The sequence below is a fragment of the Bradyrhizobium sp. NC92 genome (genome assembly GCF_025200865.1).
Lineage (GTDB): Bacteria > Pseudomonadota > Alphaproteobacteria > Rhizobiales > Xanthobacteraceae > Bradyrhizobium.
Window position 1 is genome coordinate 4,585,485 of record NZ_CP104171.1, and the last position, 19,096, is coordinate 4,604,580.

Sequence of the window (19,096 nt, forward strand, 5' to 3'; positions counted from 1 at the left end):
GCGCGAGTGCTGTACGTAATCCGACCTTCGGCGTCGGCTGGAAGGCGACTCCGCAACCGCGCCTTGACTATTTCGATGCTGTCCGCTGACAGCAGCAGGCCTAAGCAGCGTCGAGGTTTGGTTCTCACACAGCCTGGGCCCTGCCAACTTGGTGGCGTGAATTTGTGATGTTCGCTATTCCGGCTGTCACGACCACAGGAATTTTAGCTGTCCTTTGACGAGCGAACGCCCCAAAACTCCAATTGCAATGGCGTTCGCTGCCTCTTACCCTTGTCAAGAAAACAACCGGGGAGGATACACCATGGAAATCCAGGCCTTCGGTTATCTCGGCGTCGGCGCGTCGAACCTCGATGATTGGGCCGCATTCGCCGCATCAAACATTGGCATGCAGGCGGTGGACCGCGCCAGCTCGATGCGTGCCTTCCGTATGGACGACCGCAAACAGCGCCTGTTCATCGACCGAACCATTGAGCCGGGCGCCCAGGTCTTCGGCTGGGAAGTCGCCAATGCCGCGACTCTCGACTCACTCGCTGCCCGCCTCGAAACCGCTGGCGTCGCCGTGAAGCGCGAACCCGCAGGGCTGGCGGACCAGCGCTGTGTGACGGAGCTGATCTCCTTTGCTGATCCCGCCGGCAATCGTTTGGAAGCTTTCCACGGCGCCCAGGTAGCTGACACAGTCTTTAAGCCTGGCCGCGACGTCTCCGGCTTTCGTACGGGCCCACTAGGCATGGGCCACACCCTTCTGACATTCCCAGACATCGATGTCGCCCTGGCCTTCTACAAGGACCTGCTGGGGTTTCGCATTAGCGACTTCATGGTTGCTCCGCTGAAGGCTTACTTCATGCATGTCAACGCACGCCACCACAGCGTGGCTCTCGTGGCCGCGCCAGTGCGCAGCATGCATCACCTGCTTGTCGAATATTATCTGCTCGACGACGTCGGTCAGGGGTATGACCTGCTACAGGGCAGCTCGCAGAAAGTTGTCGCCACTCTCGGCCGCCACCCGAATGATCTCATGACGTCGTATTACATGCGCACTCCGTCAGAGATCTACGTGGAGTGCGGCTGGGGCGGCAAGGAGGTCGATGACACAACGCCGCCGGTGGAGATGACCAGCGTGGGTAGCTTCTGGGGCCACAAGGGCCTATTTGAAGATATTGGCGCGCCTCCCTCGGCCGCGCCGGAGATCGGTCCACGTCGCGCCCCTGTTCAGGTGATGGAAGGCAACTACGAACGCATGGCGGGCACCTGTCCGTGGTGGGATGCGATACGCGGGAAGACCCGCTAATTTCGTGCCCGGTGTTGAAAGCATTGCGGACCTCGATGTCTCAGTCGGGTCAAAATGCGAAGAACTCAGGTCAGCAAATCTGGTCCGCTCTGGGTCAACGAGCGGACTACCGACCGCCAAGGCGCAACTTCGCCGATGGGCCACAAGGACATTCGAAAGGATGAGGGTCTCTAGCTGATGCGGCGTTACTCGTGAAGCTACGCCGATCTGACCGTCCTTTCGCCAAACAATTATGGCAGCGCATAGCTGCCGCGCCGAGCGGACCTTCGACAGACGCGACGCAACTTCGAAGATGCGCCCGAAGCTATCGTCAACTACTGGACTTTACTTCTGCAATCGCTTCAAGCAATCGCTCCGCTTCCGCGACGCTCTCCAGCTGCGCCGCCGTCCGGAGATAAGTGCGAGCGATGATGGTCAGTGTTTGGCGACGGGCCGCCGTCACCGCGAGTTCAGCCAATTGTTCTGCCTCGGCAGCCTTGTCGCGGTATCGCTTTGCTTCGGCAATGCATTGATCCGATCGTCCTGCCGAAGCAAGTTCGCCGGTTATTAGGCATACACGACCCCGGCCTTCGGAGGTGGTAATTGCGCTGCTAGCAAGTGAGGTCGAAAGCAAGGCTGTGATCTTCGGAGGTGTTACGGAAGCGAACCTGCCGCAGGAACTTAAAAACTCGCGCCGATCGTCTTCTTCTGGAGAGGACATTGCGGCTCCTATGATTTTTTTGAAATATTTGTTGGTCGATTAGAGAGTTAAGCAGCTCAATCAAGAAATGTAACTATATCCCATGTCGTATCGGAGACCCGCCGCCGCGGGCATTGAAATTTTGACGAGGTCCGGTGCGAGTCATAAGCGGTGGTCGAAATGAGCACGGCGGCGCGTCCGGTTTCCCCCGGACAGCGGCCAACAGTGGGCATGCTAAATTTCTTCGACGACCTTGGCATCGAATTGCCTACCGCCACAGCAAACCGTTATCACGTCGCCCATGACGGCCGCAGCACCTGGGAAATAGTTTGCATCCCGACCAAGTTCTTCGGTCACGATCTCCCCTGATTTGAGGAGAATTCGCTTGACCCAATATGGCAACTGGCAGTCCTCGCTTACGGCATCTATTGAGAGACCGAACAGACGAATACGCAAGATCAGCTTCGGTCACGCCCCGGTCGAGACTAACCCCGTCCGCCCCGCAATCTCCTCGCTCCGCCAGCATCGCACCGCATGCCCATCGGGTCGCGTCTCCAGCGTTGGCCCTGGCTCGCTCCGGCACACCGCCTCCGCGTAGCGGCAGCGTGGGCTGAAGGCGCAGCCGTTCGGCGGGTTGAGCGGGTTGGGCAGGTCGCCGCCTGTCGTTGCCAGCGGGGCGTGGCGCAGCGGATCGGGGATGGCCGCGATCAGGGCCTGCGTGTAGGGGTGCGCGGGACGTTCGAAGATCTCGCGCCAATGGCCGTTCTCGACGATGCGGCCGAGATACATCACGGCGACGCGGTCGCTCATGTGCTCGACAACGCCGAGGTCGTGGCTGATCATGATGTAGGACAGGCCGAGCGTGTCCTTCAGCTCCAGCAGCAGATTGATGATCTGGGCGCGGATCGAGACGTCGAGCGCCGAGACCGGCTCGTCACAGATGACGATTTTGGGATTGAGGATCAGGGCGCGCGCGATGCCGATGCGCTGGCGCTGGCCGCCGGAGAATTCATGCGGATAGCGGTCGGCCTGCTCGGGGCGCAGGCCGACATGTTTGAGCATGGTCGCGACGCGGTCCTCGATCTCGCTCTTCGCGGTGACCCCGTGCACACGCAGGGGATCTTCAAGCGTGCGGCGAACGGTCTGGCGCGGATTGAGAGAGGCGTAGGGATCCTGGAACACGATCTGCACGATGCGGGCGAGCGCCTTGCGGTCGCCGGATTGCCGGTTCGTGACGACCTGCCCGTCCAGCACGATGCGGCCGCGCGTCGGCGCCAACAGGCCGAGGATCGAGAGCGCGACCGTCGACTTGCCCGAGCCGGATTCGCCGACGAGGCCGAGGCATTCGCCGCGCTTCAGTTTGAGGTCGACGCCGTCGACGGCGCGGAGCAGCCGACGGCCGCGGCCCAGCAGGCCGCCCCCGAGCGGAAAATGAACGGCGAGATCCTCCACGCTGAGGATCACATCGTCATCCGCTCTCCCCCGCGGTTCATGCATGGTGGTGACACCGGACGAAACCGCCCGCCTCCAGCCCATCCGTCTGCGGCGCGGTGGTTCGGCAAATTTCCGTCGCCTGCGCGCAACGCGGATTGAACCGGCAGCCATCCGGGAAACGCGTGATCGCCGGCACGACGCCCGCGATCTCCTTCAGGCGGCTGCGGCCGAGCGCAGCGCGGCTGCCAAGCCGCGGCAGCGAGTCGACCAGGCCCTGCGTATAGGGATGGGACGGCGCGCGGAAGATGTCGGCGGAGCCGCGCTCCTCGACGATGCGGCCGGCATACATGACGGCGACGCGGCGGCAGACATTGGCGACGAGGCCGAGATCGTGGCTTATCATCAGGATCGCCGTGCCGCGCTCGGCGCACAGATTGCGCATCAGCTCGATGATTTCCGCCTGCACGGTGACGTCGAGGGCCGTGGTCGGCTCGTCAGCGATCAAGAGGTCAGGACCGCAGGCGAGCGCAATCGCGATCATCACGCGCTGGCGCATGCCGCCGGACAGCTGATGCGGATAGTCCTTGACGCGCCGCTCCGGCTCGGGGACGCGGACGCTCGCGAGCGCCTCGACCGCCAGCTGGTTGGCCTCCCGCCAGCTCTTGCCCTTGTGCAGCACGAACATCTCGGCGATCTGCCGTCCCACCGGCGAGACCGGATTCAGGGCCGTCATCGGCTCCTGGAAGATCATGGCGATGCGATCGCCGCGCAGCTGCCGTTGCCTCGCCGCGGACAGATGCTGGATTTCCCGTCCCTCGAACCGGATGACGCCGCCGCCGATCGACAAGGGCGGCCGCAGCAGGCCGATCAAGGCAAGCGCGGTAATGCTCTTGCCGCAGCCGGACTCGCCGACGAGGCCGAACGTCTCGCCGCGATCGATGCGGAATGAAATGCCTTCGGCCGCCGCAACGCGCCTCGATCCGTCATCGAGATCGATGCGGAGATTCTCGACCTCGAGCAGCGGGCTGCCTGTCATGTGCGCCGGCTCCGCGATTGCGGATCGAGGATGTCGCGCAGGCCATCGCCGAGCAGATTGAGACCGAGCACGGTCAGGAAGATCGCAAGGCCGGGGAAAATCGAAAGCCACGGCGCCGTCGTGATCTGCTCCCGGGCTTCCGACAGCATGCTGCCCCAGCTCGGAAACGGCGGGCGGACGCCAAGGCCGAGGAACGACAAGGCCGCTTCGGACAGGACAGCGCTGCCCATGCCCAGCGTGCCGATGACGACGATCGGCCCCAGCATGTTCGGCAACAGCTGCGTGATCATGATGCGCACATCACCGTAGCCGAGCACGGTGGCCGCCTGCACATAGCCCTGGCTCCGCAGCGACAGCGCCGAAGCCCGCGCGAGGCGGCAGGTGAACGACCAGTTGGTCAGCCCGAGCGCGATCAGGAGGCTGGTCAGGCCGGGACCGAGCACCGCCATGATGGCGAGCGCGAAAATCAGCGAGGGGATCGCGAGCATGAGATTGGTCAGGCCGTTGACGAAATCGTCCCACCAGCCGCCGAAATAGCCGGCGCTGAGGCCGAGCGCCACGCCGATGACGCTGTTGATGAGCTGGGAGACGATGCCGACCGTCAGCGAGACGCGCGCGCCGTAGAGGACGCGGGAATAGATGTCGCGGCCCTGCGCGTCGGTGCCGAACCACCAGGTCCAGCTCGGGGGCTCCTCCGCATTCATGAGGTTGGCGTCCATGACGGGATCGGTGTGTGCTAGCCACGGCGCGAGCAGGCCGACGACGATCGCCAGCGCGAACAACGCTCCCCCGATGACGAGATTGGCGCGGAGCTTCATGCGTATCTGATCCTGGGATCGATCACGCCGTAGAGCACGTCGATCAGGAGATTGATCGCCAGAAAGAACAGCACCACGACCAGGATGGAGCCCTGGACGGCGGGAATGTCGCGCTGCAGCACGCTGTCGACCAGCAGCGAGCCGATGCCCGGCCAGGAGAACAATTTCTCGACCACGACCGCCTGCCCCATCAGCGCGCCGAATTGCAGGCCCATGGTCGTGAGGATGAGCACCAGCGCGTTCCGCATCACGTGCCACTTGACGACCCTGGTCTCGCTCATGCCCTTGGACCGCGCGGTGCGGACGAAGTCGGCGGTCATGATCTCGAGCACCGCCGCGCGCGTCGTCCGCGCCAGCAGCGCCATCGGCGAGACGCCGAGGGCCAGTGCCGGCAGGACCAGATATTTCAATCCGCCATCACCATAGCCGAAGCTCGGCAGCCAGCCGAGCTTCAACGCGAAAAGATACATCAGCATCAGTCCGAGCCAGAACTTCGCGATCGAAAGGCCCGACACCGCGACGATCATTGCCAGCGTGTCGACGAGGCCGCCGGGCCGCAGAGCCGCGACGAAGCCGAGGGGAACGCCGACCACGACCGCAAACGCCATCGACGCGAAGATCAGCTGCAGCGTCGGCCATGCCCGCTTGGCGATCATGGTCGTGACAGGCTCGCGCGTCCGGAACGAGGTTCCGAAATCGCCGGTCGCGAGCTGGGCGATGTAAGTGCCGAAACGCATATAGACGGGCTGGTCGAGGCCGAGCTGCTTCTTCAGGCGCAGCTCGATCTGCGGATCGCTGTCGTCGCTCATGGTCGAGACGATGCTGCCGGGAACGACGCTGAACAGCACGAACACCAGCAGCACGACGGCGAGCACGGTCGGAATGGTCTGCAGGACGCGGCGGATCAGGAACGAGAGCATCTCAACTTTTCCCCGCTCCCTCCCTCGCCGGTCGCGCTGGAGGGAGCGCGCGTGTCACTTCGCGGGCGAGGTCTCGTCGACCCAGAGGTCCTCGACGTTCTGGTGGGTCAGCTCGGTTGCGTTCAACTGAATGCCCTTCAGCCACGGCTGCACCGCCACGACCGCCTTGTTGTAGTTGAAGAACCAGACCGGCGCCTCCTCGTAGAGCAGCGCATTGGCCTTCTGCAGCAGCTGGATGCGCTTTGCGGGATCGTCGGCCTGGCCGGCCTCGTCGATGATCTTGTCGAGCTCGGCATTCTTGAAGGTCGTGTAGTTACAGGCCGACTGCGGCGTCGCCGAATGGAAGCATTTCAGCGCGGCTTGCGGATCCGGGCCGCTTGCCTGCGAATAGATGAAAGCCTGGTAATCGCCGGTGCGAACCACCTCTGCCAGCACCGCGGTCTCGACCTGCTTGACCTTGGCCTTGATGCCGACCTTGTCCAGCATCGGGATGACGGCCGAGACGATCGGCAGGCCCCAGCTCTCATTCTGGCTGGTGGTCCATTCGAACTCGAAGCCGGATGCGTAGCCGGCCTCTGTGAGCAGCTGCTTGGCCTTGGCGGGATCGTAGGGGTAAGGCTTCATCGCCTTGTCGTAGCCCGGCGCGGTCAGCGGCAGCCAGCTGGTGGCGCGATAGGCCTTGCCCTTGACCAGCTTGTTGATGATCAAGTCAGTGTCGATCGCGTAGTTGATCGCCTGCCTCACGCGCTTGTCGGAGAACGGCTTGAAATTGGGATTCATCCCCATATAGCGCGTAAAGACCTCGGCGACCTCGACGATGGTGCCCTTCAGGTCGGCGTCGGACTGGTAGGCGACGTATTGCGCAGGTCCCAGCACCGAGGTGTCGATCTCCTTGTTGCGGAAGGCGACGTCGCGCGCCGCGGCCTCGCCCATGACCGACACGACGATCTTGTCGGCATAGGGCTTGCCCGGCTTGTAGAACCTGTCCCAGCGCTCCAGGACGATGCGCGATCCCGGCACGTGCTCGACGAACTTGAAGGGCCCGAGACCGATCGGCTTCTGGATGAAGCTTTCCTTGGCCGCCTCGTCGGCGGGATAGATCGAGGTCAGCGCGGTGAAGAAATAGAAGCCTGGATCGACCTTCTCGGTCAGCTTCATCTCGATGGTGAAGTCGTCGATCTTCTTCAGGCCGGAGATCTCCTTGGCCTGCCCCTTCTCGACTGCGGCCGCCCCCTCGATGACACGGACGTAACGCGCGCCGGGATAGGCTTTGCTGCCGTCCATGATGCGGTTGTAGGACCAGATGACGTCGTCGGCCGTCATCTTGCGGCCGCTGTGGAAATAGGCGTCATCGCGCAGCTTGAAGGTGTGAACGAGGCCTCCGCCCGACACCACGTCCTCCTTGGCGAGCTCCAGCACCGGCTTTCCTTCCGCCGAATTCCAGATGTAGAGCGAACGGTGCAGGGCCTTGGCGTAGATCTCGTCCTGGGCACGCTGCGTGGTGTGGATGTCGAGGCTGGTGAAGCTGGAGCCGTAGGGCGCCGTCATGCGGATGGTTCCGCCCTTGCGCGGCGTCTGCGCCTCCGCCGTGGTGCTGAGCGCCAGTCCCAAACCGGCAACGATCGCGATGGTCTTGAACATCATGTGTCCCCCCGGCAACGCAGGCGTATTCCGACACCAGATTTGATCACTCGTCGGCTACCGAAGGCAAGCTTCGTTTTGACGGCAAGAGATGCCGGTTCCTGAGGCAGTCCTGGGCGGGGGTATTGACGCGGTGCGTCATCGCGCCACCGGGATCGATGAACATCTTTCGTGATCGACGCGACCAAGCTCAGGATCGCCATCTCAGACCCGAGGACCGTGGAAAAAATGAATCGCCGAATGCTGGGTGCACTGCTCGCCGGCAGTCTGGTCGTCGCGACGGCCGCGATGGCGATCCCCGTTACGCCTGACCCGGCCCGGGACGGCGCCACCGGCACGGTCCAAGCCGGCTGGTCCCATATCTCGCGGTGGAACGAGGACGTTTCCGATGTCTGGTGGACGATGAGGGACGGTTGCTCTCCGGACTATCTCGGTGAGCGGCTGCTCTGCGACGCCATCAGGAGGCTGGCGCAGTCGGCAATTCGGACCTTTGAGAGCAAAATGTCCGCAGACGTGGGCCTGCCGCTGCCCAGCGGCTGGGCTCTCATGACCGCGAACAACTCGCCCTTCATCCGGTCGGCTCATGTCGAGATGCCGCTCGATCTTAAGACCGTGCTCACCTTCTATCGCGCCGCCCTCGCCGAAAGCGGATGGACGGAGGCCGAGTACGCGGTGATCGAGGCCGACAGGGCCGTGATTGCCTTCACCACTTCGGATGGGCCGGCCTCGCTCCGACTGATCCAACAGGACGGCAAGACGATTGCGGACCTGTCGCAGCGCAAGCGCCGTGTCGCGGCATCAGGGTTCTTGCCAAAGCCGGAGCACGGACGGCTGATGCTCGGCAACAGAACGGACGACGCGGCCGTCGTCACCGTCAACGACCGGATCGTCAAGCTGGCCGCGCACGCCGGAGAGAGCCTGGCGGACTCGGACAAGGCAGCCGGCGAGCTGCTTGACAACCAAAGGCTCGATCTGTCGCCAGGAACGTACAAGATCACCCTGACGGTGAACGGCAAAGAGACACGCAGCAGGGCATTCGAGGTCACGGCCAACGAGACCTGGGGTCTGCTGGTCGAGGAGCATGGCGTGCTGCTGCCGGTGCATCTATATTAGAGTTCGACTAGGTCTTCAGCCTGACAAGTCCGGCATCCAGTCGCGCAATTTTCGCGCGGCGCCGGTGACGTCGGCAATGGTCCGGAATGTCCCCGTCTCCACCATCATCGCCCGCGCCAGCCGCACCGCACGCGCTTCGCTGACAGCGCGCGTCTTCGCATTTTCGATCAGCTCGAAGTCGATGTTGTGGGCGAGACCGAAGATGCGGCGGATGATTTTCGCGGCGGCGAACCCGACCACATCGGTGAACAGGCGCTGCATGTAGGCCTCCCGCTCGGCCTCCAGCCGCGCGGCGCCCTTCTCGCCCGGAAAGAGCGACGGCGGATAGGCATCACCGGCCGCGCCGGCGCGCCAGAGGTCGAGGAACTTTCGGGCAAACTGGTTCCAGACCTGCTCGACCGTCTCCAGCACCCAGGCCTCGAATGCCGCCCGTTCGCCCGGCGCGCGCTCGTGGCCGGCAGAGGCGAAAAAGGCCATCAGGAGATTGGCCAGCACGGCGCCGACGTCGAAGCCCATGGGACCGTAGAATGCGAATTCCGGGTCGATCACCCGGGTCTGGCTGTCCGTGACCATGATCGAGCCGGTGTGGAGGTCGCCATGGATCAGCGCTTCCGGGCTCGCCATGAATTTCAGCTTCAGCCGGGAGACGGCGACGTGCAGGTCCATGTCGTCGCGCAAGCTCGCGGCGAGGCCGTCGAGATAGGGCGCGGTCCAGCGGTTCTGCTCGGCGATGCGGTAGGCATCGGTGAAGATCAGGTCCTCGGTGATCTTGCACAGGGCGTGGTTGCCGGCAAAGGCGGCGATGGCCTCCTTCTTCTCGGCCGCCGTGAGCGCGAGGTCGGAAGTAAAGAACAGCGTCCGCGCCATGAAGGTCGTGATGTCGTCCACGAAACGCGGATAGCGCGTTCCCGCGACCAGCCCCTTGCGCATGATGATGTGGGGCTCGAGCAGCTCCATCGCGGTCAGCGCCAGGCCGTCGTTGTGATGCAGCACGGCCGGCACGAGGCCGGGCGCGAGCTGGGCCTGGCGGGACAGCGCGAGATATTCGTAATGGGCCCGCGACAGCGGCAGCGGCCAGCTCTCCCCGACGAGGCGGACATAAGGCAGCGCCTGCTTCGCGGCGATGCCGCCGCTTGTGCCCTTGACGATGAAGACGAGGTTGAGGTTGCCGTCGCCGACTTCGGTGATCGCCCACCCGGCCGGCTCGCCGCCGAGCAGTCCCTTCAGGTCCGGCAGGCCCGCGAGATAGGCCCGCAAATCGGCCTCATGCAGAATCCGGTAGTCCCCCTGCCCCTGCGCCATGACGATCCACCCCATCTCTGTGGGCCGGACCGTTACTCCCGCTCCAGGAAGCTCGAGCCGATCTCGGCCTTTCTTTTGATGGGATCGTAATCACAATAGACGCTGTCCGCCACCAGCGTGTAGCTGGCGCTGACGGTGTATTTGTCCAGCTTGACCGAGTTCAGGCCGATCACGGAGGTGCTCTTGCCGCCGTTCCATTTGAACGGCGTCGAGCTCTTGGCCTGCTCGCAGGCCATGACGGCTTCGTTGAAGACGTAGCCCTCGACGAAGGCCTTGAGCGTGCGGGCCTGAACGGCGATCTTCCATTCGAAATAGCCGATGGCGCCGATCCCGGCCACGATCAGCACCAGAAGCGCAATGACGATACGCTGAAAAGTCATTCATTTCCCCCGAACAATCGAACAAGCGCAAAATTTCAAGCGAGAGCGCGCGCACGCCTCGTCCTTCGAGACGACCGCTTCGCGGTCTCCTCAGGATGAGGCTAACGGACATTGGTGCCCGTTGAAACTGCTGCCGCGCACTCTGCCCTCATCCTGGGGAGCCCGCCAAAGCGGGCGTCTCGAAGGATGTGCCGCACTAAGAACCTAGAACGGCATTCCCATCATTTTGGACAGCCGCTCGATCGAGAGATAGCCGGCGTGATAGGCCGCGATGCCGGCGCCGTAGATCACCGCCGAGATGATCGTGGTCCAGATCAGCTTGCGGCCCATCCGCGTCAGGATCGGCGCGCCGGGGTCGGTGCCGGGGGCGCCGACGCCGTCCTCGTGCTGGCTGCGCACGCCGAACGGCAGCGTCAGGAACAGCGCGACCCACCAGATGACGAAGTAGATCGCGATCGCGGTCGAGATCTGGATGGCCATGGGACGGCCTTATGCCTGCTCGATCTCGACCAGGGCGCCGGAAAAATCCTTGGGGTGCAGGAACAGCACCGGCTTGCCGTGGGCACCGATCTTGGGCACGCCGTCGCCGAGCACCCTTGCGCCCTCCTTCACCAGCGTGTCACGCGAGGCGATGATGTCGACGACCTCGTAGCAGACGTGATGGATGCCGCCGTCGGGGTTACGTTCGACGAATTTTGCGATCGGCGAGGCCTCGCCCAGCGGCTCGATGAACTCGATCTTGGTATTGGGCAGCGTCGCGAACACGGTGATGACGCCGTGCTCGGGCAGCGGCACGGCCTCCGAGATCTGGGCGCCGAACGCGGTGCCGTAGATCTTCGCGGCCTTGACGGCGTCCTTGGTCGCGATCGCGACATGGTTGAGCCGGCCCAGCATGTTTCTTCTCCCTCAGAGCGTGATCCGGAGACCACGCCTAATCTACACCGTCAGGACATGTACCAGACAGGGGGGCTTTTTGCCCCAATGTTCGTTGATCACGGCCCGGACAGCGCGTCGCACCGACTCGGCCAGAGCGTCCGGATCGCGGCGGCGCGCCCTCGGCAGGCCCTCGATGGTCGACATCACGGCATCAAAGACGATGTCGTCGAAGGTCTCGCCGGCCCTGTTCTTCTCGGGGATGCCGACCAGATCGACCTCGGGTTCGTCGACCAGCTCCCCCTGGGCGGTCATGGCGATGGCGACGAAGGCGCAGCCGGAGAACGCCATGCGCCGGCGCTCGATCACGGCGCGCGACTTGGAATCCTCCAGGATCGTGCCGTCCTTGTAGAGACGGCCCGATGGCACCTCGCCGACGATGCCGGGATCGCCGGGTCCGAGCTTGACGAGGTCGCCGTTGCGGCAGACCAGCACGCGCGGCACGCCGGCGGCGCGGGCGAGCTTGGCGTGCTCGTGCAGATGCAGGGCCTCGCCGTGGACGGGGATCAGGAGCTGCGGCTTCACCCAGGAGATCAAATCGCGCAGCTCGTCGCGGCGGGGATGGCCGGAGACGTGGACCAGCGCATCGCGGTCGGTGATGACCTCGACGCCCTGCAGCACCAGATTGTTGATGATCGAGCCGACCGCCTTCTCGTTGCCGGGAATGGTGCGCGAGGAGAAGATGACGCTGTCGCCGCGGTTCAGCGTGATCTCGGGATGGTCGTCATTGGCGATGCGGGCCAGCGCGGCGCGCGGCTCGCCCTGGCTTCCGGTGCACAGCGCCAGCACCTTGTCCTGCGGCAGATGGCCGTAGACCTCGGGCGAGCGGAAGTTCTGCACGCCGTCGAGATAGCCGGTCTCGCGCGCGACCTGCACCACGCGCTCCATGGCCCGGCCGACCACGACCACCTCGCGGTCCGCGGCTTTCGCCGCGTCAGCCACCGCTTTGACGCGGGCGACGTTGGAGGCGAACGTCGTCACCGCGACGCGGCCCTTGGCGGATTTCACGAGGTCGATGATGGTTCTGGCGACCTCGGCCTCCGAGGGCGAACGGCCGTCGCGCACCGCATTGGTGGAATCGCCGATCAAAGCGAGCACGCCCTGCTCGCCCAATTCGCGCAGCCGCTTCTCGTCGGTCGGGGCTCCCAGCGTCGGGGTCGGGTCGATCTTCCAGTCGCCGGTGTGCAGCACGATGCCGGCGTCGGTGTGGATCGCGAGCGCATGCGCCTCCGGAATCGAATGCGCGACGGGAATGAACTCGACGTTGAACGGCCCGATATCGACGCGGCCGCCCGACGGCACCACAGTGACCGGAATCTCGGGCGCATTGCGCTCGGCGGCGCATTTGGCCTCGAACAGCGCGGCGCTGAACCTGGTGGCATAGATCGGGCATTTCAGCTTCGGCCAGAGGTCGATGATGGCGCCGAAATGGTCCTCATGGGCGTGCGTCAGAACCAGGCCCATCAGGTTCTTGCGCTCCTTCTCCAGGAAGGAGATGTCGGGCATGATCAGGTCGATGCCCGGCAGATGCTCCTCGTCGCCGAAGGAGACGCCGAGATCGACCGCGAGCCAGGCGCGCTGGTGACGGTTGCCGAGGCCGTAGATCGACAGGTTCATGCCGATCTCGCCGACGCCGCCGAGCGGCGCAAACACCAATTCGTCGGGCCTTGCCATCACGCAGCTCCCACCGAGGCGACGGGGCCGAAGAACACCTCGCCCGCCGCCACCGGCACAAGGCGGCCCTCCGCGGTGCGGACGATCAGGCAGCCGGTGTCGTCGATGGTGTCAAAAACACCTTCCAGCGTCGTGGTTCCCGTGTGGATCGCAACCTTCTCGCCGAGGCCGGCGGCGCGCTCCAGCCAGAGCTTGCGGATCTCGGCAAAGCCGCGGCCATTGTCCCAGATGCCGCGAAACTCGACCCAGGCGTCGGAGAGGGCCGCGAACAGCTCCTCGGCGCTGATCTGGACGCCGAGGCCCGCCAGCGACACCGCGGGCGTCGGGGTGCCCTCGGGCGCGGCGACCACATTGGTGCCGATGCCAACGACGACGGCGAGGCCGCTACCGACGGCCTCGGCCTCGAGGCCAATGCCGACCAGCTTCTTGCCGCCGGCGAGCACGTCATTCGGCCATTTCAGCGCGTAGCGGGGGCGGCCTTCGCCGAGACGGAGCGCCGCCTCGAGGCTCACCTTCTGCAGGGCGGCCTCCTCGGCCAGCCCTGCGGCAAAGCCGAGCGTGGCGGCGACGGCCGGGGCGACGTCCATGACTTCGAGGATGCTGGCGGCGAGATTGCCGCGCGGCGCGATCCAGGCGCGCTGGCGCCGGCCGCGGCCGGCGGTCTGCTCGGAGGTCACGAACCACATCGGGCCGCGTTCGCCGGCGCGGGCGTGCTCGATCGCCTCGGTGTTGGTCGAGCCGGTCCGCTCGAACGCCGCGAGCTTGTAGCCCGCGGCCGATGCGCGAGGACCGAGCGCGAAGGCCATCCTAGAACAGCGACTTTGCCGCGGCGGAGGCGACGCTCACCACGGGCCCCGCGAACAGGGCAAACAGCAGGTTGAACAGACCCGCGACCGCCAGCACCGTCCGCACCTCGATGCGCACCGGATCGACCTGGCCGGCCGGCTCGTCGAAATACATCGTCTTGACGATGGCGAGATAATAGTAGGCGCCGACGACGCTGGTCAGCACGCCGATCACGGCAAGCGTGAACAGGTTCGCCTTGATCGCGGCGACGAAGACGTACCATTTGGCGAAGAAGCCGGCGAGCGGGGGGATGCCGGCGAGCGAGAACAGCAGCATCGCGAACATGAAGGCGAGCAGCGGATTGGTGCGCGACAGGCCGGCGAAATCGCTGATCTGCTCGACGGCCTGGCCGTTGCGCTTCATGGCGAGGATGATGGAGAACGAGCCGAGCGTCATCGCGACATAGATCACGATGTACATCAAGACGCCCTGCGCGCCCTCAACCGTGCCGGAGGCGAGGCCGACCAGGGCGAAGCCCATGTGGCCGATCGAGGAATAGGCCATCAGGCGCTTGATGTTGCTCTGGCCGATCGCGGCGAAGGAGCCGAGCGCCATCGAGGCGATCGACACGAACACCAGGATCTGCTGCCACTGCGAGACGATGCCGGGGAATGCGGTCAGCGTGACGCGGGTGAAGACGGCAAGCGCGGCGACCTTCGGCGCCGAGGCGAAGAAGGCGGTGACCGGGGTCGGCGCGCCCTCGTAGACGTCAGGCGTCCACATATGGAACGGCACGGCCGAAACCTTGAAGCAGAGGCCGACGAGCAGGAAGACGAGGCCGAACACCAGGCCGACATTCGAGACCGTCGCGGCCGCGGCGATGCCGGTGAAGCTCACGGTGCCGGTAAAGCCATAGACCAGCGATGCCCCGTACAGCAGCATGCCCGAGGACAGCGCGCCGAGCACGAAGTACTTCAGGCCGGCCTCGGTCGACTTGGCGTTGTCGCGGTTCGAGGCCGCAACGACATAGAGCGCCAGCGACATCAGTTCGAGACCGAGATAGAGCGAGATCAAGTCGCCGGCCGAGATCAGCACCATCATGCCGAGCGTCGAGAGCAGCACGAGGATGGCGTATTCGAAGATGCGGCGCGACGGGTCGGACAGGAACTCGGTCGACAGGATCAGCGTCACGGCCGAGCCGATCAGGGCCAGGATCTTCATGAAGCGGGCGAAGTCGTCGACGATGAAGCTGCCGCCGAACGTCACCTGCTTGCCCGCGGGCTGCATGTAGACGAGCGCACCCACCACGATCAGGAGCACCACCGCCAGCGACGTGACGGTCCTGGTCGTCTCCTGCCCGCGATAGGCCCCGAGCATCAGAAGCGCCATGGCGCCGACCGCGAGCACGAGCTCGGGCAGCACCGGCGCCAGTTGATAACCTGCAGTCGAAAAGCTCATGGCGATATCCTGACCTGCCCGATCACTGGAGCAGTGCGGCGGCCTTCACGGCCGTCACGGCGGTATTGTAATTGTTGACGAGTTGCTGGACCGAGGCGGCCGACATGTCGAGCACCGGCTTCGGATAGACGCCGAACAGGATCGTCAGCGCGATCATCGGGAATAGAATGACGCACTCCCGCAAGGTGAGGTCCTTCATGCTCGCCAGCGACGGCTTGGTCAGCGCCCCGAACACGACCTTGCGGTAGAGCCACAGCGCGTAGCCTGCCGAGAGGATCACGCCGAAGGTGGCGAAGAACGCGGTCGGGATCGAGACCTTGAACGTGCCGAGCAGCGTCATGAACTCGCCGACGAAGCCGCTGGTGCCAGGCAGACCGACATTGGCCATGGTGAACACCATGAAGGTCATCGCATAGAGCGGCATCCGGTTGACGAGGCCGCCATAGGCCGCGATCTCGCGGGTGTGCAGGCGGTCGTAGACGACGCCGACGCAGAGGAACAGCGCGCCGGAGACGATGCCGTGCGAGATCATCTGGAACACGCCACCGGCGACGCCCTGCATGGTGCCGGCGAAGATGCCCATGGTGACGAAGCCCATATGCGCGACCGAGGAGTACGCGATCAGCTTCTTCATGTCCTCCTGCATCAGGGCCACCAGCGAGGTGTAGATGATGGCGATGGCCGAGAGCGTGAAGATCAGCGGCGCGAAGTCGTGCGAGGCCAGCGGGAACATCGGCAGCGAGAAGCGGAGGAAGCCGTAGCCGCCCATCTTCAGCAGGATCGCGGCGAGGACCACCGAGCCCGCGGTCGGCGCCTCGACGTGGGCGTCGGGAAGCCAGGTGTGCACCGGCCACATCGGCATCTTCACTGCGAACGAGGCGAAGAAGGCCAGCCACGCCCAGGTCTGCAACGACCGCGGCACGGCGGTGTGCATCAGGGTCGGGATGTCGGTGGTGCCGCCGTTCCAGTACAGCGCCATGATGGCGAGCAGCATCAGGACCGAGCCGAGCAGCGTGTAGAGGAAGAACTTGAACGAGGCATAGACCCGGCGCGGACCGCCCCAGACGCCGATGATCAGGAACATCGGGATCAGGCCGCCCTCGAAGAAGAGGTAGAACAGCACCAGATCGAGCGCCGAGAAGGTGCCGATCATCAGCGTTTCCAGGATCAGGAACGCCATCATGTATTCGCGGACGCGACTCGTGATCGCCTTCCAGCTCGCGATGATGCAGAACGGCATCACGGCGGTGGTCAGGATCACCAGCGGCAGCGAGATGCCGTCGACGCCCATGTGGTAGGTGATGCCGGTGGCGAGCCAGTTCGCCTTCTCGACGAACTGGAAGTCGGGATTGGCGGGGTCGAAGCGCATGACCAGGATCACCGACACCGCGAAGGTGATCAGCGTGGTCCAGAGCGCGATCCAGCGCGAATTGCGCCGCGCCGCCTCGTCATCACCGCGGCTGAAATAGACGATCAGCGCGCCGACCAGCGGCAGGAACGTCGTGACCGAAAGAATGGGCCAGGTTGTCATTTACTGGCCTCCAAAGCCGAACATGAACCAGGTGATCAGGCCGGCGGCGCCGATCAGCATGGCGAATGCGTAGTGATAGAGATAGCCGGTCTGGATTTTCACGACGTTGCGGGTGACGTCCAGCACGCGGGCGGAGACGCCGTCGGGGCCGAAGCCGTCGATGATGAAGCCGTCGCCCTTCTTCCAGAGCTGGTAGCCGATCCACTTCGCCGGACGGACGAAGATGAGGTCATAGAGCTCGTCGAAGTACCATTTGTTGAGCAGGAACTGGTACAGCATCGGCTGCTCTTGAGCGAGCCGAACCGGGATGTAGGGCCGCCGGATGTAGAACAGGTACGAGACGAGGAAGCCCAGCACCATCATCACCGTCGGCAGGAAGGCGATGGTCTGCGGGATGTGGTGCATCTCCTCGATGATGTGCGGGTTCATCTTCACGGACTCGCGGAAGAATTCCTCGACGCCGTGGCCGGCGAACAGCTCCTTGAACGGCAGGCCTGCGACGAACGAGCCGACCGCGAGCACGCCGATCGGGATCAGGATCCAGAGCGGAGCCTCATGCGCGGCCTCGTAATGATGCTCGTCATGCGGCTCGCCGTGGAAGGTCTTGAAGATCAGGCGCCAAGAGTAGAACGAGGTCAGGCCGGCGGCGATCACCGTCATCAGGAAGCCGTACACCCCGAACGGATTGTGCGAAGCGTAGGCGGACTCGATGATCGCGTCCTTGGAGAAATAGCCGGCGGTGAGCGGGAAGCCGGTCAGCGCCAGCGTGCCGACCACCATCACCGCATAGGTGTAGGGGATCTTCCTCCAGAGGCCGCCCATGTTGCGGATGTCCTGCTCGTGGTGCATCGCGTAGATCACCGAACCGGAGCCCAGGAACAGCAGCGCCTTGAAGAAGGCGTGGGTGAACAGGTGGAACATGCCGACCGAATAGGCCCCCGCCCCCATCGCCACGAACATGTAGCCGAGCTGCGAACAGGTCGAGTAGGCGACGATGCGCTTGATGTCGTTCTGGACGAGACCGATCGTGGCGGCGAAGAACGCCGTGGTCGCGCCGAAGAACATCACGACGGCCTGGGCGGTCGGCGCGAGTTCGAACAGCGGCGACAGGCGCGCCACCATGAAGACGCCCGCGGTGACCATGGTCGCGGCGTGGATCAGCGCCGACACCGGGGTCGGACCTTCCATCGCGTCCGGCAACCAGGTGTGCAGCAGGAACTGCGCCGACTTGCCCATCGCGCCCATGAACAGCAACAGGCAGGTCAGGGTCAGGGCGTCGGCGTGCCAGCCGAGGAAGTTGATGGTCTTGCCGGTGAGGCCGGGCGCGGCGTGGAAGATGGTCTCGAAATCGGTCGAGCCGACCAGCATGAAGATCGCGAAGATGCCGAGGGCAAAGCCGAAGTCGCCGACGCGGTTGACCACGAAGGCCTTGATGGCGGCGGCGTTCGCCGAGGGCTTCTGGTACCAGAAGCCGATCAGCAGGTAGCTGGCCAGACCCACGCCTTCCCAGCCGAAGAACAGCTGCACCAGATTGTCCGCGGTCACCAGCATCAGCATGGCGAAGGTGAACAGCGAGAGATAGCCGAAGAAGCGCGGCCGGTACGGGTCCTCGTCCATGTAGCCGATGGAATAGAGGTGCACGAGCGAGGACACGGTCGTGACCACCACCAGCATCACCGCCGTGAGCGTGTCGACGCGCAGCGTCCACCAGACCTGGAGGTCGCCGGAGAAGATGAAAGGCAGCAGCTGGATCCGGTAGTCGTGATGCATGAAACCGACGTCGACCAGCGTCATCCAGGACAGCGCGGCCGAGACGAACAGCAGCCCGGTGGTGATCAGCTCGGCAGCGCGCGAGCCCGCCGCCGGCGGCTCGGTCGGTCCGTGGCCGTGATCGTCGTGCCCGTCGCCGGGCTCGTGATGGGTCTCGTGGATGACGGAGGCGTCCTCGTTGATCGTGGCGGACGCATGAGCGTGCGCGTGACCATGGTCGCCGTGATGCTCGACCTCGTCGCCCGAGGGGTTGCGGGCATGCGCGCCCACAAGCGCGATCAGGCCGGCCAGAATGGCGCCCAGCAGAGGCAGGAAAACGATCGCCTGAACCAT

18 protein-coding genes are annotated in these 19,096 nt (G+C 64.5%); 2 read left to right on the top strand and 16 right to left on the bottom strand.

Annotated features, from left to right (window positions below; all coding sequences use genetic code 11):
- Positions 1–301 precede the first annotated feature (301 nt).
- Positions 302–1,288 carry a VOC family protein gene (locus N2602_RS21425; protein WP_260379337.1) on the top strand — a complete coding sequence of 329 codons (987 nt, stop codon included), beginning with the start codon at positions 302–304 and terminating at the stop codon, positions 1,286–1,288.
- Positions 1,289–1,598: 310 nt separating this feature from the next.
- Here N2602_RS21425 and N2602_RS21430 read toward each other — a convergent pair whose 3' ends face one another.
- The 7 genes from N2602_RS21430 to N2602_RS21460 form a co-directional block, all read right to left on the bottom strand.
- Complete coding sequence (locus tag N2602_RS21430) at positions 1,599–1,988, bottom strand: hypothetical protein (RefSeq protein WP_172782856.1); 390 nt, start codon at positions 1,986–1,988, stop codon at positions 1,599–1,601.
- A 213-nt stretch (positions 1,989–2,201) separates the two neighbouring features.
- Positions 2,202–2,423, bottom strand: a complete 222-nt coding sequence (locus N2602_RS21435; protein WP_172783546.1) for a hypothetical protein — start codon at positions 2,421–2,423, stop codon at positions 2,202–2,204.
- A gap of 12 nt (positions 2,424–2,435) precedes the next feature.
- Positions 2,436–3,464, bottom strand: coding sequence for an ABC transporter ATP-binding protein (locus N2602_RS21440; RefSeq protein WP_172783545.1), 1,029 nt, complete (start codon positions 3,462–3,464; stop codon positions 2,436–2,438).
- Positions 3,457–4,437, bottom strand: a complete 981-nt coding sequence (locus N2602_RS21445; protein ID WP_260379338.1) for an ABC transporter ATP-binding protein — start codon at positions 4,435–4,437, stop codon at positions 3,457–3,459. The genes N2602_RS21440 and N2602_RS21445 overlap by 8 nt, the downstream gene beginning before the upstream one ends.
- Positions 4,434–5,255 (bottom strand): ABC transporter permease, encoded by an 822-nt coding sequence (locus N2602_RS21450; RefSeq protein WP_172783543.1) that lies wholly within the window; start codon positions 5,253–5,255, stop codon positions 4,434–4,436. The genes N2602_RS21445 and N2602_RS21450 overlap by 4 nt, the downstream gene beginning before the upstream one ends.
- Positions 5,252–6,175, bottom strand: a complete 924-nt coding sequence (locus N2602_RS21455) for an ABC transporter permease (RefSeq protein ID WP_260379339.1) — start codon at positions 6,173–6,175, stop codon at positions 5,252–5,254. Before N2602_RS21455 ends, N2602_RS21450 begins: the two co-directional genes overlap by 4 nt.
- A 54-nt stretch (positions 6,176–6,229) precedes the next feature.
- Positions 6,230–7,819 (bottom strand): ABC transporter substrate-binding protein, encoded by a 1,590-nt coding sequence (locus N2602_RS21460; protein WP_260379340.1) that lies wholly within the window; start codon positions 7,817–7,819, stop codon positions 6,230–6,232.
- Between the two features lie 168 nt (positions 7,820–7,987).
- Here N2602_RS21460 and N2602_RS21465 point away from each other — a divergent pair, with 168 nt between their 5' ends.
- Entirely contained in the window at positions 7,988–8,929 is a 942-nt protein-coding gene (locus N2602_RS21465; RefSeq protein WP_260379343.1) for a hypothetical protein, read from the top strand.
- A 15-nt stretch (positions 8,930–8,944) separates the two neighbouring features.
- Here N2602_RS21465 and mtnK read toward each other — a convergent pair whose 3' ends face one another.
- The 9 genes from mtnK to nuoL all read right to left on the bottom strand — a co-directional run bounded on the left by mtnK (position 8,945) and on the right by nuoL (position 19,096).
- Positions 8,945–10,231, bottom strand: coding sequence for an S-methyl-5-thioribose kinase (gene mtnK, locus N2602_RS21470; RefSeq protein ID WP_260379345.1), 1,287 nt, complete (start codon positions 10,229–10,231; stop codon positions 8,945–8,947).
- A gap of 32 nt (positions 10,232–10,263) precedes the next feature.
- Entirely contained in the window at positions 10,264–10,611 is a 348-nt protein-coding gene (locus tag N2602_RS21475; protein WP_212257260.1) for a hypothetical protein, read from the bottom strand.
- Between the two features lie 204 nt (positions 10,612–10,815).
- Positions 10,816–11,091: a DUF1467 family protein gene (locus N2602_RS21480; protein ID WP_172783538.1), complete on the bottom strand. Its 276-nt coding sequence runs from the start codon at positions 11,089–11,091 to the stop codon at positions 10,816–10,818.
- 9 nt (positions 11,092–11,100) lie between these two features.
- Positions 11,101–11,505, bottom strand: coding sequence for a methylmalonyl-CoA epimerase (gene mce, locus N2602_RS21485; protein WP_097662509.1), 405 nt, complete (start codon positions 11,503–11,505; stop codon positions 11,101–11,103).
- Between the two features lie 42 nt (positions 11,506–11,547).
- Positions 11,548–13,218: a ribonuclease J gene (locus N2602_RS21490; RefSeq protein WP_260379346.1), complete on the bottom strand. Its 1,671-nt coding sequence runs from the start codon at positions 13,216–13,218 to the stop codon at positions 11,548–11,550.
- Positions 13,218–14,024 (bottom strand): biotin--[acetyl-CoA-carboxylase] ligase, encoded by an 807-nt coding sequence (locus N2602_RS21495; RefSeq protein ID WP_172783536.1) that lies wholly within the window; start codon positions 14,022–14,024, stop codon positions 13,218–13,220. The genes N2602_RS21490 and N2602_RS21495 overlap by 1 nt, the downstream gene beginning before the upstream one ends.
- A 1-nt stretch (position 14,025) precedes the next feature.
- Complete coding sequence (nuoN, locus tag N2602_RS21500) at positions 14,026–15,462, bottom strand: NADH-quinone oxidoreductase subunit NuoN (protein WP_172783535.1); 1,437 nt, start codon at positions 15,460–15,462, stop codon at positions 14,026–14,028.
- 22 nt (positions 15,463–15,484) lie between these two features.
- Complete coding sequence (locus N2602_RS21505) at positions 15,485–16,993, bottom strand: NADH-quinone oxidoreductase subunit M (protein WP_172783534.1); 1,509 nt, start codon at positions 16,991–16,993, stop codon at positions 15,485–15,487.
- Positions 16,994–19,096 (bottom strand): NADH-quinone oxidoreductase subunit L, encoded by a 2,103-nt coding sequence (gene nuoL / locus N2602_RS21510; RefSeq protein WP_172783533.1) that lies wholly within the window; start codon positions 19,094–19,096, stop codon positions 16,994–16,996.